At 60.5% G+C, this 21,823-nt stretch carries 22 protein-coding genes and 1 pseudogene; 13 read left to right on the top strand and 10 right to left on the bottom strand.

Translation table 11 applies throughout. The features are described 5' to 3' along the window. Positions 1–99: 99 nt before the first annotated feature. Positions 100–837, bottom strand: a complete 738-nt coding sequence (locus tag HDG37_RS26325) for a cupin domain-containing protein (RefSeq protein ID WP_184052552.1) — start codon at positions 835–837, stop codon at positions 100–102. A gap of 446 nt (positions 838–1,283) precedes the next feature. Here HDG37_RS26325 and HDG37_RS26320 point away from each other — a divergent pair, with 446 nt between their 5' ends. The 11 genes and pseudogenes from HDG37_RS26320 to HDG37_RS26270 all read left to right on the top strand — a co-directional run bounded on the left by HDG37_RS26320 (position 1,284) and on the right by HDG37_RS26270 (position 9,322). Beyond that, positions 1,284–2,828, top strand: a complete 1,545-nt coding sequence (locus HDG37_RS26320) for a fatty acyl-AMP ligase (RefSeq protein WP_184052550.1) — start codon at positions 1,284–1,286, stop codon at positions 2,826–2,828. Between the two features lie 125 nt (positions 2,829–2,953). After that, complete coding sequence (locus tag HDG37_RS26315) at positions 2,954–3,421, top strand: hypothetical protein (protein ID WP_260335022.1); 468 nt, start codon at positions 2,954–2,956, stop codon at positions 3,419–3,421. A 43-nt stretch (positions 3,422–3,464) separates the two neighbouring features. Next, on the top strand, positions 3,465–4,172 hold the full coding sequence (locus HDG37_RS26310) for a 4'-phosphopantetheinyl transferase superfamily protein (protein ID WP_184052548.1): 708 nt from the start codon (positions 3,465–3,467) through the stop codon (positions 4,170–4,172). Next, positions 4,172–5,011, top strand: a complete 840-nt coding sequence (locus tag HDG37_RS26305; RefSeq protein ID WP_184052546.1) for an alpha/beta hydrolase — start codon at positions 4,172–4,174, stop codon at positions 5,009–5,011. The genes HDG37_RS26310 and HDG37_RS26305 overlap by 1 nt, the downstream gene beginning before the upstream one ends. Positions 5,012–5,027: 16 nt before the next feature. Next, positions 5,028–5,447 carry a hypothetical protein gene (locus tag HDG37_RS26300; RefSeq protein ID WP_184052544.1) on the top strand — a complete coding sequence of 140 codons (420 nt, stop codon included), beginning with the start codon at positions 5,028–5,030 and terminating at the stop codon, positions 5,445–5,447. Beyond that, positions 5,444–6,049 (top strand): hypothetical protein, encoded by a 606-nt coding sequence (locus tag HDG37_RS26295; protein WP_184052542.1) that lies wholly within the window; start codon positions 5,444–5,446, stop codon positions 6,047–6,049. The genes HDG37_RS26300 and HDG37_RS26295 overlap by 4 nt, the downstream gene beginning before the upstream one ends. Then, positions 6,046–6,396 (top strand): hypothetical protein, encoded by a 351-nt coding sequence (locus HDG37_RS26290; protein WP_184052540.1) that lies wholly within the window; start codon positions 6,046–6,048, stop codon positions 6,394–6,396. Before HDG37_RS26295 ends, HDG37_RS26290 begins: the two co-directional genes overlap by 4 nt. A gap of 175 nt (positions 6,397–6,571) precedes the next feature. Then, positions 6,572–7,149, top strand: a pseudogene (locus HDG37_RS26285) (Tn3 family transposase); the annotation flags it as partial. 157 nt (positions 7,150–7,306) lie between these two features. Beyond that, positions 7,307–7,504: a hypothetical protein gene (locus tag HDG37_RS26280; RefSeq protein WP_184052538.1), complete on the top strand. Its 198-nt coding sequence runs from the start codon at positions 7,307–7,309 to the stop codon at positions 7,502–7,504. Continuing rightward, complete coding sequence (locus HDG37_RS26275; protein WP_184052536.1) at positions 7,501–8,148, top strand: response regulator transcription factor; 648 nt, start codon at positions 7,501–7,503, stop codon at positions 8,146–8,148. Before HDG37_RS26280 ends, HDG37_RS26275 begins: the two co-directional genes overlap by 4 nt. Positions 8,149–8,290: 142 nt before the next feature. Next, positions 8,291–9,322 (top strand): Acg family FMN-binding oxidoreductase, encoded by a 1,032-nt coding sequence (locus HDG37_RS26270; RefSeq protein WP_184052534.1) that lies wholly within the window; start codon positions 8,291–8,293, stop codon positions 9,320–9,322. Between the two features lie 109 nt (positions 9,323–9,431). Here the strand turns inward: HDG37_RS26270 and HDG37_RS26265 are convergent, their stop codons facing one another. After that, on the bottom strand, positions 9,432–10,298 hold the full coding sequence (locus HDG37_RS26265; RefSeq protein WP_311541600.1) for a zinc-dependent alcohol dehydrogenase family protein: 867 nt from the start codon (positions 10,296–10,298) through the stop codon (positions 9,432–9,434). A gap of 106 nt (positions 10,299–10,404) precedes the next feature. Beyond that, entirely contained in the window at positions 10,405–12,438 is a 2,034-nt protein-coding gene (locus HDG37_RS26260) for an ATP-binding protein (RefSeq protein WP_184052532.1), read from the bottom strand. A gap of 268 nt (positions 12,439–12,706) precedes the next feature. Here HDG37_RS26260 and HDG37_RS26255 point away from each other — a divergent pair, with 268 nt between their 5' ends. Beyond that, entirely contained in the window at positions 12,707–13,825 is a 1,119-nt protein-coding gene (locus HDG37_RS26255; RefSeq protein ID WP_184052530.1) for a patatin-like phospholipase family protein, read from the top strand. A gap of 142 nt (positions 13,826–13,967) precedes the next feature. Here the strand turns inward: HDG37_RS26255 and HDG37_RS26250 are convergent, their stop codons facing one another. The 3 genes from HDG37_RS26250 to hppD all read right to left on the bottom strand — a co-directional run bounded on the left by HDG37_RS26250 (position 13,968) and on the right by hppD (position 17,848). Further along, positions 13,968–15,173, bottom strand: a complete 1,206-nt coding sequence (locus tag HDG37_RS26250; RefSeq protein ID WP_184052528.1) for an amino acid aminotransferase — start codon at positions 15,171–15,173, stop codon at positions 13,968–13,970. A gap of 44 nt (positions 15,174–15,217) precedes the next feature. Beyond that, entirely contained in the window at positions 15,218–16,600 is a 1,383-nt protein-coding gene (locus HDG37_RS26245) for an amino acid permease (protein WP_409260245.1), read from the bottom strand. A gap of 174 nt (positions 16,601–16,774) precedes the next feature. After that, positions 16,775–17,848 (bottom strand): 4-hydroxyphenylpyruvate dioxygenase, encoded by a 1,074-nt coding sequence (hppD, locus tag HDG37_RS26240; RefSeq protein ID WP_184011854.1) that lies wholly within the window; start codon positions 17,846–17,848, stop codon positions 16,775–16,777. Between the two features lie 269 nt (positions 17,849–18,117). Here hppD and HDG37_RS26235 point away from each other — a divergent pair, with 269 nt between their 5' ends. Continuing rightward, positions 18,118–18,591 carry an Lrp/AsnC family transcriptional regulator gene (locus HDG37_RS26235; protein ID WP_184052526.1) on the top strand — a complete coding sequence of 158 codons (474 nt, stop codon included), beginning with the start codon at positions 18,118–18,120 and terminating at the stop codon, positions 18,589–18,591. Between the two features lie 47 nt (positions 18,592–18,638). On the opposite strand, the gene HDG37_RS26230 is transcribed toward HDG37_RS26235, so the two are convergent. The 4 genes from HDG37_RS26230 to HDG37_RS26220 form a co-directional block, all read right to left on the bottom strand. After that, on the bottom strand, positions 18,639–19,220 hold the full coding sequence (locus HDG37_RS26230) for a hemerythrin domain-containing protein (RefSeq protein ID WP_184052524.1): 582 nt from the start codon (positions 19,218–19,220) through the stop codon (positions 18,639–18,641). Positions 19,221–19,268: 48 nt separating this feature from the next. After that, entirely contained in the window at positions 19,269–19,466 is a 198-nt protein-coding gene (locus HDG37_RS39490) for a hypothetical protein (protein ID WP_260335049.1), read from the bottom strand. Positions 19,467–19,602: 136 nt separating this feature from the next. After that, positions 19,603–20,355 (bottom strand): AAA family ATPase, encoded by a 753-nt coding sequence (locus tag HDG37_RS26225; RefSeq protein ID WP_184052522.1) that lies wholly within the window; start codon positions 20,353–20,355, stop codon positions 19,603–19,605. Between the two features lie 9 nt (positions 20,356–20,364). Further along, on the bottom strand, positions 20,365–21,792 hold the full coding sequence (locus HDG37_RS26220) for a tryptophanase (RefSeq protein WP_184052679.1): 1,428 nt from the start codon (positions 21,790–21,792) through the stop codon (positions 20,365–20,367). Between the last annotated feature and the right edge of the window lie 31 nt (positions 21,793–21,823).

Below are 21,823 nucleotides of genomic sequence, written 5' to 3'. Positions count from 1 at the left end.
GTTGCCCTCCACAGACGGCACGCAACTGCAGGCACCGCTACGGCGCGACGTCCGCTGCTATCACTGTATTTGCGCGCGGCCGGCAGCGCTTGACCTACATCAACTGGCGTGCGGCATCGGCGCGCTTGCTTTTGCTGTCTTACCATCGACGAATGTCCGGTTGAGCATTGTATGGTCAGTGTGCGTCGGACCCGAGTCTGAATCTGGGTGGTATATGACAATACGCATGTTTTCTTCTCCACTTTGGAAGCTATGCGCAACGCCAGGCGGAATCACGAAAGCCGTGCCAGCGCGAAACTCCAGCAGTCCCTGATGTGTGTCGCAATGACCGTCACCGGAAAGAATCAGCCCGACCCGTATGGTCGGATGAGTGTGCAACGCTTGCGAAGTCTGAAGTGGCAAATGCAGAAAATTCAGGCAAAGTTCGCCGCGAGTAGGTGGTGAAATTAGTACGCTACTCGTACAGCCATCGATATAGCGCAGTCGACCAACGTCCTCGATCGGTCCGCCCATCAGAGTTACGCCCTTGTAACCGAGGCTCGTGGTAACTAAGGTTCTGGCGTTGCCCCTCAACGACAATGCGCCAGGAAAGCAACCAAATTGCCCGCTCCGTAACCGATAGACGCTTCCGTCGTGTGAGACATTCACTTCACCGGATTGCACAACGATGAAATGTGTGGAATCTGCATCGAGTCCCTGCGTATCTCCCGGCGAAATAAGAACTTGGGTTGAGCAATCCGTCTGGCGGTAGTCGAGTGCGACAGCCTCATTCATCGAAAACACCGACATCTTTTCGTTACACGGCGTATGCATATCAACAGCCATAACAACAGCCATAATTGTTTCCCCACCCTCCGATTCATCAGTTTTAAAGGCCCGTTACTTCACCTTAATTTATTTTCAAGATACACCTATCAATCAGATAGGTTGTAAAGAGATACCCGTGTGGTAAAAATGCACGGATTTCTTACGGTTCTACGTTGAATCTGCCCCGGACATTGAGGCGACATTTGACAATGCTTGTAGAAGATTTGTTTTAGGTCAGATCGCCGGCTGGTGCCGATCTTGCCGCGGACAGGGTTTTCAACTTCCCGGTCCAAATAAAGAGATAACAAAAGTCCCTCTGGCCTCGTTATCATTCGGCCTCCGCATTTCGTCTGACAAACAATTTGATGTGGGTGTTGCTTGGAGACGACCGACGACAGAGTCTGTGGCCGTCTCATCGGCGATGGCTCCCAATTTCAAAATGATTTCACCCTAACATTAGTGGGTTGCCGGTGAACTTGAAACAGCTTGTTGAACAAAGAGCCGTCGAAGCCTCTGGCGAAATTGGATATCGGTTTTTGCCCAATGACCGAGACGAACTCTGCCTGACTTATGGACAGCTGTTTCGCCGCGTGCAGCAATTGGCGTCAGATATAAAATGCCACATTCCGGCTGGTCAGCGCGTATTGCTAATCTACCCTGCGGGCCTCGAGTTCATTTGCGCCTTCTACGCCTGCGTCTTGGCGGATGTGGTTGCCGTGCCGCTGCCGCTGCCGAAGGCGGACGACAAAATGCAACGGCTCGCGCATGTCATCCGCGACTGCGCGCCAGCGGCCATATTGTCGCAAACGGCGACTCTTGATCAAGTTCGCGCGTTACTTCCTGATCCGATGCAGGCAACCGTCGTCGCCACGGATATCGCATTTGAATGCGAGCAGACAATTGTCTCGCCGTGTAAAGCAGATCTTGAGGTCGCATTTCTGCAATACACATCAGGCAGCACCGGAAATCCGAAAGGCGTTATTGTCAGTCATGACAACCTGCTCGCCAATCTGAAGCAGATCGAACGCGCGTTCGGTCATACGCGCGATAGCTCGGGCGTTATCTGGTTGCCGCACTATCACGACATGGGATTGATCGGCGGCATACTGCAGCCGCTTTTCGTCGGTTTCCCCGTCACGCTGTTCAGCCCCATTTCATTCGTCCAGCGTCCTTTGCGATGGCTTCAGGCCATTCACAAATACCGTTCAACGACGAGTGGGGGGCCGAATTTTGCCTATGACCTCTGTCGCGCTAAGGCGGACAGCGCGAAGAGCTTGGGACTGGATTTGAGTAGTTGGGCTGTCCCCTTCATCGGGGCCGAACCGGTCAAGGCCGACACTCTGGATACATTCGCAGCTGCCTTTTCCGATGCTGGTTTCAGGCGATCCGCCTTCGTGCCCTGCTATGGACTAGCAGAAGCGACGTTATTGGTCGCCTCGGCGAATCGAGAGCGGCCCGCAGAGATCATCGAACCCACCGACGCCCGTATTTCCCGCACGCAGAGGTTCGCGCTTACCGCGAAAGATCGGCTTGTTTCGTCCGGCGTTGCGGCGGAGGGCACCGATGTGCGTATTGCACGTATCGACTCGGACGATCTGAGCGAGGACGGAGAAGTCGGTGAAATCGTAGTCCGGAGCCCCAGTGTTTCAAGTGGTTACTGGAACCGGCGTACCGATGCGCCGCACGGGGGTCATCCACTCTCTATCCGCACCGGCGATTTGGGATTCCTGCTGGACTCCCAGCTTTTTGTCACGGGCCGATTGGTCGATCTGATCGTCATCAGAGGCAGAAACATTTTTCCGGAAGATTTGAGGCGACCGCCGAACAGGCCGAGCAGAGGCTCGCTCACGAATGCGCAGTGGCCTTTTGCGTCGAAGGCGATTCGGGCGAGGAAGTGGTGTTGGTGCAGGAAATCAGCGCCCGGACCTTGCGTTCCGTGGACTTGCGCGAGACACGAGAGCTCGTTTCGCACTTGGTTCTACAACACCACGGCGTCTGCCTGTCGGATTTTGTCCCTGTGAAGACTGGAAGCCTTGCGCGCACAAGCAGCGGAAAGATCAGCCGCTCCGCAACTCGGCAGTTGTACATGGCCAGAAAGCTTCAACCATTGACAACGTCAAAACTCGACTGAGGGAAATCAAAGATCATGGCGAAGATACTCATCGACAACCCCGTTCTGGCGCGCTCACAGCAACGTGTCGCGTTGATGACGGTCACCGTGCCGATGCTTGGCGCGGCTGCGGCTCTCTACTGGGCATTAACGCGCGGAATCAGCGTTACTACCGTCGCCGTCTGCGTTCCACTCTATCTACTGACTACAGCCGGATTGACGGTCGGATTCCACCGTCTGTTCACTCACAAGTCGTTCAAGCCGAACGTGCCCGTCAAAGCCGTACTGGCGATACTGGGCATGATGGCTGCGCAAGGTCCGTTGCTATTCTGGGTCGCGAGTCACCGCCGCCATCACGCGTTCAGCGATACCAGGGACGATTGCCACTCCCCCTGTACGCACGGCGCCGGGCTCTCGGGAACGATCAGGGGACTGTGGCATGCGCACTTCTGGGCATATTTGTCGTGGGATTTCACACGGGAACAGTCAATCTCGCTCGCCTGACCGCGCGCAAGATCGCGTCCCCGAGCGTGGCACGATAGCTGCGATGAAATGCCATTCATCACTCGGTCCTATGCGGCCCGGGCACGTCCATGTCTGGGTCGTCCCGCTGCGCGGCCGCATTCTTCCGGGAATGTTCAGGGATGGCCTGACGCATAGCGAGCGACGGACAGCGCGCAGCTACGTGGATGCCGCCGCCCGGACCGGATATCTTGCGTCCCGCTTCGCCGGTCGAAAGCTGGCATCGCACTATACCGGCGAGCGGGGGCGCGATATCGAAGTGCGCAAAAACGCAACGGGCCAGCCACGGCTGGTACGACCGCGCGGAAAACGCCGTTACCCCGTTCATGTCAGCGTTTCACATTGCGTGCACAGCGTGGCGCTGGCGTTTTCTCGCACCGCGCGCATTGGCGTCGATATCGATTCGATCAGAGATTCACCTGCCTTCTCGTTGGCGTTGACTCGTCATTTCCAGCCGTCAGAACGTGCGCTGACTTCGCCGCTTCAAGTCTGGGAGTGCTGGACGCGCAAAGAGGCGCTCCTGAAAGCGCTCGGAACCGGGCTCCAAGGGCTGGCGACGCTACCGCCCCTTCCTTCCGACGAGAACATTGTGCATGTGGAACATGCTCGTTGGCTCGCGGTTTCGCTGCCTCCCCCGACCAACTGCGCGCTGGCCTGCGCTGCGGAAGGCGGCCCTTGGAACGTGACGCTGTTCACGCTGGACTCATTCACCAGGTTTCTTCGGAGACGCTAATGCAACTCAAATTCTTCCGATTGCTTTTCGCTCTTCTCGACGCGCTTTCTCCGCGCTTAGCCGCGCGCTTGGCTGTTTCCGTCTTCTACACGCCGCGACGTTATCCAGCAGCGAAGTGGGAGAGTACGGCGAGCGCATCTGGCAAGCCGGATAGTCTCCGGTTCGACGGCGAACAGCTGGACGCCACGATCTGGGAAGGCAAAGGTCCCACAGTGCTACTGGTTCACGGCTGGCAAGGACGGCGCGGCCAGCTCGGAAAAATCGCACTCGAACTGCTAGATAGGGGCTACCGGGTCGTGACTTTCGACGGGCCGGCGCATGGCTCGTCAGCCAAGAAGCGGACGACCCTAGTCGAATTTTCCGAGGCCGTCGAGCACGCAGCCCGCCAATACGGTCCGCTTCATGGCATCGTCGGACATTCGTTCGGCGCGGCAGCCGTTGCGATCGCCATGCGAAAAGGCGTTCAGGCGCAGCGGGCCGTGCTGATCTCGTGCCCGTTTTCGCTGCGGCACGTGGTTGGCGGCTTTGCCCGATTCGTCCGCTTGCCGGGGCGCTCGCACGAGAAGATGTACCCGATTATGCAAGGCCTCCATCACTACGCGGAGACCGAACTGTCCTTCGATACTATTGGCCCCGACTTGCGGACGCCCTGCCTGCTGATCCACGATGAATCCGACAAGTACATCCCCATCACCGATGGCGAGAAAGTCACACGCAGCATCGCCGGTGCCGAGTTGGTCCGTACCCGAACCTTGGGACATATGCGCATTTTGCAGGACGAGCGTGTCGTGCAACGGGTCGCCGATTTTGTCGCCCAGCCGGTCTGCCAAACTTCGTGACAGTCTAGGCAACTCGATGACAATAACTCAATCGGAACAGATCTACCTGAGCTCGGGTCTGGTGCTTTTTTGCGCAGGCACGCTGCTGGGCATTCCCCACGGGCGCTCGAAACGCCGGGGTGACGCAAAGAACACCGAGCTTTGGCGAATCGCGCATCTGTCCACCTGTGTCGGTGGCGTTTCCGTGCTTGCGTTGGCGATGGCGCTACCACGGCTTTTCGGCGGCAACGCCGGCTACATCTTGGCGCCGTTCGCCCTGTCGGCGTACTGCTTTTTCATCGCGTGCACGCTAAGCGGATGGCTCAACAAATCCTGGGATGACGACCGCAGTGAACCTGGCACCGCGCCAGTCTATTGGCTACAGATCGCTGCTTCGATCTTGTCCGTCATTGCCGTGTCCGTCACCTTACCCATGTTGATCTGGAGCGTGCTGTGACAAATGACACAACCTTCGATCATGGCGAAGTCATTGTCCTGCGTGGACGCGCTTATCTGGGACGTATCGCCTACTTTGGGCTGACTATTGCACTCGTCCTGGCCGGCACCGGCGTTGCCATTCAACGCCTCGCCCTGTCGCCATGGGACGCGCTATACGTGTTACCGGTTGCGTTTATCGCCACCGCGCTCGGTGCGAACACGGGCTATCACATGTACTTCGTGCATCGGTCGTTCACGACAACGCCGTTCGTTCGCGGCTTTCTGGCCATGGTCGGCACGCTCCTTTGCCAAGACTCGATCGTGCAATGGGTAGCCAATCACAAGCGGCACCATCGTCATGTCGATATTCCTGGCAAAGATCCCCATACGCCTAGACGATTTGGCTGCGGGCGTGTGACGGTGCTAACCATCGGATTATGGTGGGCGTCGATGGGATGGAAGTTCGACCGAGTGCTGACGGCAAAACGGTTCTATGCGAGCGACTTGCTGGACGACCCGCTCGTGCGCTGGTACGACAAGCACTTCGTTGCCCTGTCATATGGCGGCTTCGTTTTGCCGTTCCTACTCGGATGCATCCCTGGCGGGTCGACCTCGGGGTGAAATGGTTTGCCTACTTCGGGGCACTACGCGTTTTCATCGGGTACTTCTTCACGGAATTTGTGGTCAATGGTCTGTGTCACGCAGTCGGATCCGCCAAATTCCGGACCGGGGGGGCGTCGACCAATTTGCCGTTCCTGTCTCCGCTGACCCTTGGCGCCACGCTGCATCACAATCATCATGCTTTTCCGCGTGTACTGTCGCCGGCGATCGACCGCGAAATCGATCCGATGAAGCGATTCTACTGGCTGCTTCAGAGGCTGGGGATCATCGTCATCGCTCCCGGCCCGACGTCAGATCAAATTCAGGAAAAGCGCATTTCAATTGACAGGTGCATCAAGAAACTCTGATGGCTTTGTTGCAGTAAGACTCAACGAGCGAGCGGAATAGATATGCGACGTACTTATATTGCGAGATCGTAGAATTTTTCAGCGGCGGACGAATGAGTCCGCGAGCACATTGCATCTGTCCTTATATCAAACGCCTTGACGAACTTCGCCGGCATCAACTTTACCTGCTGGCCCATCGCAAAGCGGTCCGGTCTTCGGTCTGTCGTACGTGGTGGGTATCAACCTGATGCCGCGCATGCGCAACATCAAGGATCTCGTGCTGTACAAGGCTGACCGGCGGCGCAAACACCAGCACATCGACAGCTTGTGCCGTCAGGCGATTGACTGGGCACTGATCGAACGTCACGGTACCGACATGATGCGCGTTGCAGTGTCGATCCAGGCAGGCAAGATGACGCCGTCGACAATCCTGCGCCGCCCAGGATCGGAGAGCACGAAAAACAAGCTCTACTTCGCATTCCGGGAACTGGGGCGCGTGATCCGGACGCTGTTCCTGCTGAAATATCTCAACGAACCGGACCTGCGGCGCACGATTCACGCGGCGACCAACAAGAGCGAGCAGTTCAATGGATGTCGCGCAAGTTGAAGGAACTGCAGGAGAAGGGGCATCCGGTCGATGCCGAGGTCCTCAAGGTGCTGTCGCCGTACCGGCGCGAGCACATCAACCGGTTCGGCGACTATCTGCTGGATCTCTTGCGCTCCGTCCCACCGCTCGATCCATCGATTGATTTTGCATTCAAATCAGCAGCTTAGATTGAGATGTGGCGGATTTTTAATGAATCCCGGCCAAGCCTCGTCCTTCCGCCTCGTTCAGGAAACGCTGAATAAGGTCGCCGCCATGCGAAGGCGAAACACGGCCGAAGTGACATCTCACACAAACGGCCCGACTGCCCGCCACGGATAGCGGATAATGGATCGTGAACGAGACGCCGATCGCGAGACGGTTGGAGCCAGCAGTCACGAAATACCGTTCGGATTGATCGGCGTGCGCGAACACGCGCCGATGCTCGGCGACTCCATGCGGATCGATACAGCGCAAAGCGCCGATTTCGCGATTGCGGTCAGGTTTCCCTGGCAATGGATGCAACCGGGAGAGATCACCCCATGATCAAGGTGTTGCTGGCCGACGACCACACGCTCGTGCGCGACGGACTGCGCCATATCCTGCAGCAGGCGAGCGGCTTCGAAGTGGCCGGCGAAGCTTGCGACAGCGCGACGACGATCGCGCTGATTCGCGCGACGCAGGCCCACGTGCTCGTGCTCGACCTGTCGATGCCGGGGCGCAATGGCATTGAACTGATCAAGCAGATCAAGGAGGAAAAACCCGACCTGCGGATTCTGGTGCTGACGATGCACGCCGAGCAGCAATACGCGGTGCGCGCGTTCAAGGCGGGCGCGTCCGGCTATCTGACCAAGGAAAGCGCGAGCGCGGAACTGGTCGGCGCGGTGACGAAAGTCGCGTCAGGGGGCGTTTATGTAAGCCTCGCGATGGCCGAACGCTTTGCCCAGAACCTGAACGAGCCTGCCGACGCGCTGCCGCACCAGCGGCTGTCCGATCGCGAATTCGACGTGTTCCGGCGCCTGGTCGAAGGCCAGAGCATCACCGAGATCGCCAACGAACTATGCGTCAGCGTGAAGACGATCAGCACGCACAAGACGCGCATCCTCGAAAAAATGCAGATGCCGAACGAGAACGGGCTGGTTCGCTATGCGATCCGCCATAAGCTGTTCGACGACGGAAACGACCTGTAGCGCTTCTCCGCTGCGAGACCCGCGCCAAGCGTACGCGAGACATCTGAAACGTCGACCTGCCACAAACCTGCCACGGTACCCGGCGACACGATGACGACACGAACCGCGTGCTCGCGGGAACGATCCGAAAGGAGACTTCGAGATGAACGATGCCGCCCAACATGACGCGTGGGAAATCGGCGAACCGCACTTCCACGCCTCCACGCCACTGGAACAGCAGCTGCGCTTTGCGCTGCATTATGCGGTGCTCGCGCCGTCGAATCACAACACGCAACCGTGGCGGTTCATCGTCGACGGCGAGACCGTACAGATCTGCGCCGACCGCATGCGCGCGCTTCCCGTGGTCGATCCTTTCGATCGCGAACTTCTGATGAGCTGCGGCGCGGCGTTGCTCAATCTTCGCGTGGCGCTGTGCCGTCTCGGTCTCGCTTATGCGATCACGCTGTTTCCATCGGAAGCCGACCCCGACATCGTGGCGCTCGTGCGCGTGTCGCGCGACGGGCTCCGCGACCCGCACTTGCGCGAACTCTTCGACGCGCTGACGGCGCGCGTGACGACGCGTGCGCCGTTCGTCGACGAAGCCGTTCCGGCGGCACTGCAACGCAAGCTCAGCGACGCCTGCGACGACGAGGGCGCGATTGCCTGTTGCGTGGAGCAAACGACCGCGCGCGAGGCGCTTGCGCAACTGATCGCCGACGCCGATGACGCGCAGTTCGCGGACCCACGCTTCCGGCGCGAGCTCGCCAGCTGGATCCACCCGCGCCGGCGCGACGATGGCATGCCGGCTTACGGTACCGCCGTCGGAGCATTGCTCGACTTCGCGGCGCCGCTCGTCAGCCTGGCCGTCCGCGTATTCGATGTGGGCGCGGGACAGCCCGCTACGCATCAGCACCTCGTGCAAGGCTCGCCGCTGATGGTCGGCATCGCCACGATGCGCGACGACCGCGAGGCATGGCTCGCGGCGGGACAGGCGCTCGAGCGGATGCTGCTGGTCGCGGCATCCGCGGGACTGACCGCTTCCTACCTGAACCAGCCGATCGAAGTGGACCCGCTGCGCGAGCGGCTCCGGACACTGCTGGGAACGGAGGCGATTCCGCAGCTTCTGCTCCGCGTCGGCCGCGGCCCGCGCGTCAGTCATGCGCCGAGGCGGCCGCTGGCCGATGTGGTGTCCTGACTCGCGTGGGTCCGGCACGCGTGGAAACGGTACCGATGGGCCCGTGATGAAGGTCGCGCGACAGCCAGACCAACGCCGGCATGGGCGATCCGACCGAAGAATCGCCATGTCATGCGCTACCCCAATGCCGCCACATGCTGCATGAACTGGACCTCAGCACTTCGCGATGGCCGCGCTTGAGCGAACGCGGAAAGACAATATCAAGCGGAAAAGCAGCGCGTTGCCTCACCTCCCCGTTGGTTTCGAGGTAGCGGTGCGCGTCGACGATGTCGTCGAACCCAAAGGTGCGATCGATGACCGGCTTCAGCGAGCCGCTTTCGAGCCCCTTGAGCACGAACTCCACCGCATCCTTTCGGCGCGTTGGGTCGCCACTCGTCAGCCAGATGTTGTGCGCCTTCACGGAAATCATTTTGTCGATCATCGGCAGCACGGGCAGCGTCGTGGCACGTTCGTCTAGCGCGCCGTACAGATACGCGATCCCCTGGAAGGACAGCGCCGAGACCAGTTTCGCGAAGTTCGGGCCGCCGACCGGATCGAAAGCGACGCGAGCCCCCTTTCCATCCGTGATCCGCATGATCGCTTCGACAAGGTCCGACTCGTCCGTCACGACCACGTGTGCGGCACCCGCGTCGAACAACTGCTGCCGCTTGCCAGCATGGCGCGTGACCGCGATCGACGTCGCCCCCGCGTAATTCGCTAGCTGGATCGCTGCCAGTCCAACGCTGCTCGAAGCGGCCGGTATGACGACATAGTCGCCGGCGCCCACCTTCGCATCTTCGATCAGCGCGCCATATGCGGTGACGAACATCATCCACACCGACGCGGCCTCGGCGAAGGAAAGAGATTTCGGGTGCCTGACGACTGCATGGTCCGGCACGATGATGACTTCGCCGTAGGTGAAGTACCGATTCATCGAGAACGACGGGATCACATTGACCTCGTCTCCGGGCGCGAAACCGCCGACGCCCTCGCCCACCACGTCGTTCCCGCGAGGGAAGTCGACTGATAAGCGGGGAAATCCTAACAGTGCTTTTCGTCGTCGCCCCAGAACGCCGCCTCGCACAAAGAGGGTCGATCGAAAACTACGCGGTGGACGGATTTTCGCTGGTCATTCGCCTGATGATCGCAAGCAGTTCTTCGATATCGACGGGTTTGACGAGATGACTATCACACCCCGCTCCCGCTGAGCGAGCCACGTCCTCGGGCTGTCCGTAGCCCGACACGGCGACGATTTCAAGGCGCTTGCCAGCCGCCTGACGATCCCTCAGCCGACGCGCAACCTCATAGCCGCTGATTCCCGGCAGACCAAGATCAAGGAAAACGATCTGCGGCTCGAAGGCAGCGGCAATCTGAAGCGCTTCTTCCCCGCTGTGTGCGGTGCGCACATCGTGCGCGTCGAGAATCATTGCGAGCGAGAGCGCGGCATCGCTGTTATCGTCGACGATCAGAACACGCAATGGATCGGACGGCGGTCGACCTGCTTCGGCACCGTCCTTCGCCCGCTGGTTGCTGCCCCGGCAAACGGGTAGACGTATTTCGAATTCACTGCCTCTGTTCTTGCCTTCGCTCCTGGCGACAATGGTCCCGCCGTGCATCTCGGTCAGCGTCTTGCACACCGAGAGCCCGATCCCAAGACCGCCCCTGGACGGCTCGCCGTGGCAGGAACCCTGTACGAACAGATCGAACACGTGAGGCAGTGCGTCGCCCGAAATACCCGTGCCCGTGTCCGACACGGTAACGGATACCTCCTGACCGACGAGCGTCGCGCATACGACGATCCGGCCACCGTCGTCGGTGTATTTGATCGCGTTATCCAGCAGATTGGCAAATGTCTGGGTGATTCGCGCCGGGTCACCGTGGACGTACACTGGGTGCGCGAGCGGCAGACGCACGATGTCGTGATGCCGCTGCGACGCAGCCGGCATCGTGATCTCGAGAGCGTGGTCGAGTGCCAGCCTGATATCGAAGACCTCGCGCTTCAACTCGATCTTGCCGGTGGTGATCCTCGATACATCGAGCAGGTCGTCGATCAGATGCGACAGGTGGCCGGTCTGGCGTTCGATCACATTGCGCAGCCATTCACGTTTGGCGGGATCGGCTCCCGCGCCGTGGCCCAGCAGATGCGCGGCGTTACGCACGGGCGCCAACGGGTTGCGCAGCTCGTGCGCGAGCGTGGCCAGAAAGATGTCCTTGCGGCGATCGGCGTCCTGCAATTTCGCCTCCGCGTCGGTCCACTCCGTCACGTCGCACAAGCTGCCAATGAACGTGTAATCGTCCTGCTGAGCGGGCGGACGCAGATACCCGAACATTTCGACGGTCCTGAGCGCGCGGTCGGTTACGCGGTGCAGCCGGAACGCGACATGCACCGGCTCGCCGGAGACCAGCCGGGACTGAAAATGGCATTTCAGCAGTTCGACATCGTCGGGATGAACGACCGACGTCATGAACTCGGTTTCCGTCAACGGTCCCCTCTCCTCGGGCTGCCCGGTGATGTCGTACATCTGGCGGTTTTCCCACACGCCTTGTCGCGAGGCGCCACACCACTCGAAGATGCCGATGCCGGCCGCGCTCGTCGCGACACGCAGCCGCTCCTCGGTGAGCTTCAGCGCGGTCAGCGCCGTGTGGAGGCTGCCCTGCGCCGCCGCCACCTCGGCGGCCTGACGTTGCATTTGCGCCTCGATGGCGTTTTCGATCATCGCGCGAAATGTGCGCTCGACGATGTCGTGTGCCCGCATGTGAACCTCGACGGAAGTCGCAACCGGACCGAAATACGCGCGGATCTCGTCTTTCAGAAAGCGCTGCATCAGATCGATGTTGCGAAACAGATCCGTGACCCGCCAGCCCTCTGGCCAGAACCTGCCGGGGTGCGCGACAGCCACATGCACGGATAGTGGCGCGTCGCTCTCGGCGACCAGCAGGGCAGCGCATACTTCGTCCAGCATATAGGCGAAACAGCCCATGAGTCCCTGCCCGCTGTCCGCATCGGCGTGCGCGGCCTGCTCCGAGGTCTCGGCGATCCAGCGATGCATCAGTTGCTCACGGGTACGCCCCAGCCTGCGCGCCAGCCCGTTTAGCGTGATCGCGCCTCGGGAATCCAGATCGAGATGCCGTTTCATCCAGGTACCCCCGAACGAAAGCTGTGAGCCCGCGATGCCGTCCCGGCACACCGGTTTGTGTCAGTCAACCTCTTTGTCATGGATCGTTTTAGTAGGTTACGCAGCGCGCGACTATAGCGACTATAAATAGTATCGCAGCATCCAGGGCGATCCGCCATGGCATGCGGGACAGGACGAACCATTAAAGGCTCGACGTTTCCGACGCAAGTATCCTCGCGTGCGCGTAAGATTGCCGGGAACGCGATGAAGACGCGAAGGAGCCATGGCGATGGAGCAACCCCGGAACCCGACGCGACAGAACGGCCCCAAGGTCGCGTTTGCCCTGCAAGGCGGCGGTTCGCACGGCGCCTTCACGTGGGGTGTGCTCGACCGTCTGCTGGAGGCTTCGTCGCAGGCAACCCCGCTCGATATCGCGGCGATCAGCGGCGCAAGCGCGGGCGGAATCAATGCGACGCTGTGCGCGGCGGGTCTCGCAACCAGCGGCGCACCGAAAGCACGCGAGATGCTGCGCGCCTTCTGGGAAGCGGTATCGCGCGCCGGTGCGCTGGCGGGCAACGCGCTCCTCGGCTTTTCCGAACCCGGCCCATTCGGCGGCTGGAATATCGACTGGAATCCCGCCGCCATCATGCTGGAGGCCGTGGGACTCGTCGCTTCGCCTTACGGCAATCCGTTTTACCGCGATCCGCTCGGGCCGGTGATTCGTTCCGCCCTCCCCGAACAGGATCTCGCCGCGCTCAATACCACGCGCGATGGCCCGCAACTGTTCATTTGCGCAACCGACGTACGAACCAACCAACGCGCAATCTTCACCCGCCCCGAGATTTCCATTGACGTGTTGCGCGCATCCGCATGCCTGCCGAGCGAGTTTCGCACCGTCAGCGTGGGCGGCATACCGTACTGGGATGGCGGCTATCTGGGCAACCCACCATTGGCACCGTTGATCGCCCATGCCCAGGACCTGATTCTCGTGCTCGCGAATCCGTTCGTGCGCCACGACATGCCGCCTAAAGACGCGCGCGGCATTCTCGACCGGCTCAATGAAATCGGTTTCAACGCGTCCGTCGTACTGGAGATCAACGCGATCGAAGCGGTCAACCGTGTGCTCGACTCGGTCGGCGAGGAAGCGGCGCGCAAAAGCCGCTTCAAGCCCGTCAGGTTTCACCTGATTCGCGACGACGATTTTCTCGCGAAGTTCGGTTTTGTTTCCAAGAGCAGCACGTCGTGGTCATTGCTCAAAACGCTCTTCGAGCGTGGCCGCGAAGTGGCGAACGTATGGCTCGAGAACGACTACGCGAAACTCGGGCAAGCGTCTTCGCTCGACGTCAAGGGTTCGTTGCTCGATCCGACGCTCAAGCACAGCGGCAACGCGAGCGCGCGCCGAAACTGAAAAGGACGATTTCCATGCCGCGCACCGCGTCGAGAGCGCTAGCGACGGCTTCGACGTCGGTCTGGAACCGATCCGCCATCGCGCGCACGTTAGCCGGACCGATCGCGCGTCCAGCCGCGGCTCCAGGCTTGCGGCAGTAGTCTCAATCGCCTGCCCGCGAGATGACCCTCGCGATGGCCTCCGCAGCCGTCGCGACGTTGTTGTCATTGAGCGCGGCGACGCACATGCGCCCGGACCGGATCAAGTAGACGCCGTGCCGTTCGCGCAGCGTGTCGACCTGGTCGGCCGACAACCCGGTGTACGTGAACATACCGCGCTGCTCGAGGTAGCGCGCGAGCATCGTGTCCGGCACCTTGCCGCGCAGGCGTTCATGGATCTCCGCACGCATACGCATGATGCGCCGGCACATCGATGCAAGCTCTTGTTGCCATGATTGCCGCATTGCCGGTGTCGTCAGCACGCGCGCTACGATCTTTGCGCCGTGCGTCGGCGGATTGCTGTAGTTCGCGCGCACAGCGCTCGTCAATTGACCCAATACGCGCCCGGCAACATCCGGCGACTCGCAAATCACCGACAGTCCGCCGCACCGCTCGCCATACAGCGAGAAGTTCTTCGAGAATGAATTGGCCACCAACGCCGGCACGTTCTGGCGCACGAGTTCACGAATCGCAAATGCGTCCGCGTCGATGCCCGCGCCGAAGCCCTGATACGCCATGTCGATGAATGGCAGCAGGGTCCGCTTCCTGATGACCTCGATCAGTTGCACCCATTGCGCGTCGTTCAGATCGACGCCCGTCGGGTTGTGACAGCACGCGTGCAACAGGACGATGCTGCGCGCCGACAGCGCGTCGATGGCCGATAGCATCTCTTCGAACTTGAGCCCGCCGCTCGATTCGTCGTAGTACGGGTATGTGTCGACTTCGAATCCCGCGCGCTCGAAGATGAAACGGTGGTTTTCCCACGTCGGATCGCTGACCCATACCCGTGAGCCCGCAAAATAGCGCTTGATGAAATCCGCACCGACCTTGAGCGCGCCCGAGCCGCCCAAGGTCTGCACAGTCGCGATGCGCCCCTCGGTACGCGCCGCCGAGTCGTCGCCGAACACCAACGATTGCACGGCATCGCGGTAGTGGGCGAAGCCCGCCATCGGCAGGTACGGCTTTGGACCGAGCTCGGCGAGCAGTTGTCGTTCGGCCTCGCGTACGGCTTGCAGCACCGGTAAGCGGCCTTGATCGTCGTAATAGATGCCGATGCTCAGATTGACCTTATGGTCGCGCGAATCCTTCGCGAAGTTCTCGTTCAACGTGAGGATCGGGTCGCCCGCATAGGCATCGATGTGTTCAAACATGCTGATTCCCTGGATTAGGCCAAATGATTGCAGAAACGCGGTGCCTAGCGCATCGGCACACCAACCGGTACCGAGGCGTCCGCGCGCCGATTGCGCAAGCGATAGCCGACGCCCAGCGCAACGAGCCAAACGGGGATCAGGTAGACCGACATGCGCAGATCCGGTATCAGCCACATCACCACCAGGATGCCGCCAAGGAACACCAGACACAGATAGTTGGTGAGCGGATAGCCCAGGCTGCGGAATACGGTCGTCTCACCGGCTCGCGCTTTCGCGCCGCGAAAGCGCAAATGAATGATGCTGATCATTGCCCAGTTGATGATGAGCGCCGAGACGACGAGCCCCATCAGCAGTTCAAATGCCTTGCCGGGCATCAGGTAGTTGATCACCACGCAGGTAGCCGTCGCCACGGCGGAAACACCCAGCGCGACGAGCGGAATCCCGCGGGCGTTCACCTTCAGCAGAGCGCGCGGCGCATTACCCTGGCCTGCGAGGCCGTAAAGCATGCGGCTGTTGCAGTAGACGCCGCTGTTGTACACCGACAGCGCGGCGGTGAGCACCACCGCATTGAGCACGTTGGCGACGAAGTTACTATTCATCGCGTGAAAGATCAGCACGAACGGGCTACCGCCCGTAACGACTTTTTCCCACGGATACAGCGACAGCAGCACGCCGAGTGCGCCGACGTAGAAAATCAGGATCCGGTAGATCACCTGGTTGGTCGCGCGCGGGATGGTGTGCGAAGGATCTTCCGCCTCGGCGGCCGTAATGCCGACGAGTTCCAGTCCACCGAACGAGAACATGATGACAGCCATCGCCATCACGAGGCCCGACACGCCGTGCGGAAAGAAGCCGCCGTGGCGCCAGAGATTGGCCACGCCCGCGTCAGGGCCTGCGTGGCCCGAAATCAACAGGTAGCCGCCGAAGCCGATCATGCCGACGATCGCCGCGACCTTGACGATCGAAAACCAGAACTCGAGCTCGCCGTACGACTTCACGCTGGTGAGGTTGATCGCGTTGATGACGCAGAAGCAGACGAGCGCGGAGACCCACGTGGGCAGACCGGACCACCAGTACTGCATGTAGATGCCAACGGCCGACAGTTCTGCCATTGACACGAGAACGTACAGCACCCAGTAGTTCCAGCCGGACACGAAGCCGGAGAATTGGCCGCAGTATTTGCCTGCGAAGTAGCTGAAGGATCCCGCAACCGGCTCGTCGACGACCATTTCGCCGAGTTGCCGCATGATGAAGAAGGCGACGATGCCCGCGAGCGCGTACCCGAGCAACACGGACGGTCCTGCCGTCTTGATGGTCTGCGCGATGCCGAGAAAGAGGCCGGTGCCGATTGCGCCTCCTAGCGCGATCAACTGAATGTGACGATTCTTCAGGCCGCGCTGTAGCGTGCCCTGTTGCTGGTGTGCCACGATGTTGTCTCCTGTGTCCTGCGGTTGGTTCTGGACGCCACGCCTCGCTTTTCGCCTGCTCTGGTCGGGCAGGCGAAGCGTGCCGAGGCCTCACAGCCGGCGCTTGTGGCGCCGGTGCCGTGTCTTGCTGGAATAGGTATAGTTGCAGCGGCTATCAACGGGGTTGTACGCGCGTCAAACCTTCAGCGTGCCCCGCTCGATCTGATCGCGTTCGAGCGACTCGAACAGCGCCTTGAAATTGCCTTCGCCGAAACCTTCATCACCCTTGCGCTGGATGAATTCGAAAAAGACAGGGCCAAGCAGCGGCTTGGAAAAAATCTGCAGCAGCAGGCGCGGCGACCCGTCTGCCGTCGTTCCGTCGAGGAGGATGCCGCGCGATTGCAATTCGCCCACCGGTTGACCGTGGCCCGGCAAGCGCGTCTCGAGCGCATCGTAGTAGTAGCTGTTGGGCCCCGTCATCAGCGGCACGCCTGCCATCTGCAGATTGTCGATAACCGTGATCAGATCGTCCGTCAGGAACGCGATGTGTTGAATGCCCTCGCCATTGAAGGCCATCAGGAATTCCTCGATCTGCCCGCTCCCCTTGCCAGATTCCTCGTTCAATGGAATGCGGATCTTGCCGTCCGGGGCCGTCATCGCCTTCGACGTGAGACCCGTGTATTCGCCCTCGATGTCGAAGTAGCGTAGCTCACGGAAGTTGAACAGAGTCTCGTAGAAGTTGGCCCAATACGTCATGCGGCCGCGATAGACGTTGTGCGTGAGGTGGTCGACGAGGCGCAAGCCATGACCGGCCGGCCGCCGCTCGACACCTTCGATGAACTCGAAATCGATGTCGTAGATCGACTTGCCGTCCTCGAAGCGGTCGATCAGATAAAGCGGTGCGCCGCCAATGCCTTTGATTGCCGGCAATCGCAGCTCCATTGGACCGGTTGCGATTTCAATCGGCTGAGCCCCTAGCGACAGCGCGCGGGCGTAGGCCTTGTGCGAATCCTTCACGCGAAATGCCATGCCGCACGCACTCGGGCCATGCTCGGCGGCAAAGTAAGCGGCCGCACTGTTGCGCTCGCGATTGACGATGAAGTTGATTTCGCCCTGGCGGTAAAGCAGCACGTCCTTCGAACGGTGGCGAGCCACCAGTGTGAAGCCCATCTGCTCGAACAGCGGTTCGAGCACATTGGGTACGGGCGAGGCAAATTCAACGAATTCGAAGCCCATCAGTTGCATTGGATTGTCAAACAGGTCGGCCATGATCTCTCAGGTTCAGCAGAGGGTGAATGATTTGTTCCGACACCCGGCACCGAGTGGTGCCGGGTGTCGGAACAATGAAAGCAAATTTCTCCAATCGCCACGCAGGCAGCGTCCTCGGACCACTCTCTCAACGCATTTGCCGGCGTCGTCGCAGCGCCATTTGTATTCAGTGTAAATTTTTATCGACGCAATTGGATTTCCTTGCAGACGCAGACAAACCCTGATTTGTGCATTAACATTTCATTTCACTGGAGAACGAGGAAATAAAAGTGCAGGCAATCGACATCGACCGAATCGACGTGCGTTTACTGGAGATCCTTCAGTCCCAGGGGCGCATCTCCAATCTCGAACTTGCGCAGGCGATCAAACTGTCGCCCGCGCAAACGCTGAGGCGGCATCGCCGGCTCGAGGAAATGGGTGTGATCAAACGCTACGAGACGCGGCTCGACGCGCAGCTGCTGGGTTTTGGCGTAGTGGCCTTCATCCAGGTGACGATGGAGCGAGGCCATGTCCGCGACCTGTCGAAGTTCAAGCGAATGATCTCGGAACTCACCCAGGTTCAGGAATGCTTCGTCGTAACGGGTGATATCGATTACATGCTCAAGGTCGTGGCGCAAGACCTGAAAGCGCTGTCGGAGTTTCTGCTGGATACGCTGATGCGCATTCCGGGCGTGAGCGGAGTCAAGTCCAGCGTTTGCCTCGATGAAATCAAATGTACCGGCGCCGTCCCGTTGGCGGCCTAGCCCGCTGAGCGCGAGCGTCGCCCGTCACATTCCGGTGCTGCCCACTCTTATTGAATCGACTCGGAAACGGTACTGACGATCAACGAAAACAAACGGTCCATTTCACCTTCGATCTCGCTGCCGCTGAACGGATCGCGATTGGCGCCGAACGCCTCGTCCAGTTCCATCCAGTCGGCCGCAGTAAGAAAACGCAACGCGGCCGGCAAAATCACTTCCTCCTCCAGGCGCCTGTGATGGCTGTAAAACGCCGCGTATTCATCAACCAACGTCCGCAAGGCTGGCGCCGCCGAATACCCGGTCAGTTCATATCGGGTCAGCGCGCGTTCAAGATCACGTACCCGCGCTTCGCCTGCGACATGCTGCGCCTCCAGTTCGTCGATGACGTCGTCCAGTCCGTCCGTGCGTGATCGCAAGCGCGCAAACAGATATTTGTCTTCCTTCGGATGATGCACCTGCTCCGGATATTCCCGAATGTAGCAAAGCATGGCCCGCATCAGCATCGGTTCGGGCGCAGGCGCGCCTGCGGACAATAACGCGACAAACCGGGTCATGCCGTTGACCACCGCTGACAGCCGTTGATGTTCGCGAACCATTGTCTGCACCGCCCGCCGCGCGACTGGGTATTGCATGTGATTGCTCCTGAAGGTCACAGCTCCCAGGCGATGCAGAGCGAGGCACTAGTTCACCCTCCCGACCGACCGCAATACCGAGCGTCCTTGCGCGGTCAGACGCCCTCGCGCGCATCCGGACGCGAGCTTTTCCAGAAATACAAGTTGGCGCCCGCACAACGCGTCGAGATCGCCGGGATCGAAATTTTCTGGACGGGGGTTTGTCTCGAGAAGCATGAGCGTTGCGATCTCATGTGGGCTAAGCATCGTCGTCTCCCTGGCTCTGATGTTCCATGCATCATGGTCCTTCCTCGAAGGATAGATGCTCATCAAAACGTGTCGACGCGCATTTTGTCGCATACCTCGATGCCCGATTCCGGCTTCCCGGGCGCAGGTCGAAGCCTCAGCATGCCGCCACGCTTCGTGTAGGACATTCCGCCCCGAGAGAGCCCAACCGCCCCGCAATACGGTCGATAGCCACGAGATGACTGAGTGCCTGACAGAACGTCTCGTCGAGACTGCGCTCCGCATCCAGCGCGACAACGCCGTTGACCTCGAACACGGCACGATAGGCCGCCACCTGACGCGTCAGAAAGCTCATCGGCGGCGGCTGGTCGTTCTCGTCGTTCCTTGCCCGCACGCGACGGTGTGAAGTCGCGCCGGAAACGTTCAGACCAAAGGCGACGTCGGGACGCAGCAAATGACCGGCGATGCTGCGGAGCACCGGCGCAGTCTCAGCGGGATCGGAACGCGTGCCGATTTCAGCCTGAGAGGTGAACACGTAACGGTCGCAGAAAACGACGTCGCCGCGTTCCAGTGCCGGTATGACCGTGTCGGTCAGATGCTGGACGAGGTCTCCCATGATGGACAGCAGAATGCCCAGCATGTCGACGCGCCGTCGGTGTACGTCGAGTCCGGAACCGGCGCTCGATGTATGCCAGTGGCTGTCCACCATATCCCGGAACAGCGCATCCTTGCGGATCCTACGGGTCGGCGTAAACGTCGTCACGCAGTTGAGCCCCGCACGCGTGCACGCGCTTTGGAGCCTTTCCGTCAGTGACGACTTCCCCGCCCCATCCACACCGCACAACGTGACCAGAACCCCCGGATAAGCATGCGGTTTGAGCTCGAGCGTTTCGAAGACACCATTCGACATGAAATCACCTCAGACCATAACTTCCCGAGACTCCGCGAGCATCCCCTCACGGGCCTCGATCGGCGCGAGGACCGCGGTGAAGTGCTTGAGCATCGACGGTGCCGAGACGATGCGCATTCCCCGAATCGCATCGCGTCGTTGGTAGACCCGGATCAACGCGGCGGCAGCCGCCGCGAGGTGGCTATCGGTGTAGACGCGGCGAGGAATGGCCAGTCTCAGCAGTTCCAGCCTCGGGGCGCTAACCATGCCCGTCGACGGATCTTCTTTCAGGAACGCCAACGAGCCCAGACCGACGGCGCGCACGCCGCCCTCCAGATAAAGCTCGGCAGCCAGCGCCTCGGCGGGGAACTGCGAGTGCGGCAGGTGGGGCAGGAAGGCGGCCGCATCGACGTACACCGCGTGTCCACCGGTCGGTCTCAGTATCGGAACGCCGCCGGCAAGCAGTGTGTCCCCTAGCCGTTCGACCTGACCTACGCGGTGTTGCAGGTATCGGTCGTCGACCATCTCGCGCAGACCGATCGCGAGTGCCTCGAGATCGCGGCCCGCCATCCCTCCGTAGGTGACGAAACCTTCGTACAGCACCAGCAACGGCACGACCTGCTCATAGAGCGTGCGCGACCGTGTCGCGAGCAAGCCGCCGATGTTGACCAGCGCATCCTTCTTGCAGCTGAACGTGCAGCCCTCGGCATAGGAAAACTGCTCCTTCAGAATTTCCGCCACGGACCGGTTCGCATAGCCGCTCTCGCGCTGCTGGATGAAGTAAGCATTCTCCGCGCAGCGCGCCGCATCGAAGTAGACCGGAATCGCAAACTCATCGGCCAACGCCCTCACCGCGCGCAGGTTCGCCATCGATACCGGCTGGCCGCCGCCCGCGTTGTTCGTCAGCGAGACCATGATCAGCGGGACATTGTCGCGCCCTTCGCTTTCGATCACGTTGCGCAGCTTCTGCACATCCACGTCGCCCTTGAACGGGTGCTCGACAGCGGGCTGGTAGCCGATTTCGGCGACGCACGGTATCGCGGTCCCGCCGGCAATCGATACGTGTGCCTCGGTCGAATCGAACGGCGCGTTGAATGGCACCACCTGGCCTGGGCGCACGAGGGTCCGAAACAGGAAGTGCTCGGCCGGCCGGCCCTGATGGGTTGGCAATACGTATTCGAAGCCGAGCATGTCCCGCACGGCCTGCGTCAACTTCGTGAAACTGCGGGAACCGGCATATGATTCGTCGCCGGTCATGATGCCGGCCCACTGGTTCGCGCTCATCGCGGAGGTGCCGCTGTCCGTCATCAGATCGATGTAGACGTCGTCTGCTTCGAGGCGAAAGACGTTGTACCCGGCGGCGACAAGCCGCGCCTGCCGTTGCTCGCGGTCGATCAGCCTGATCGGCTCGACCATCTTGATCCTGTACGGCTCAGGCTGGCTGTTTTCTAAAAGCATGCACTCCTCCTGGGTTGAAAGTACGCAGGCC

It is taken from the genome of Paraburkholderia sp. MM5384-R2 (assembly GCF_014201025.1).
Classification (GTDB): Bacteria; Pseudomonadota; Gammaproteobacteria; order Burkholderiales; family Burkholderiaceae; genus Paraburkholderia; species Paraburkholderia tuberum.
The sequence above is the reverse complement of the archived record's forward strand: the minus strand, read 5'-3'. Positions and strand labels throughout refer to the sequence as shown.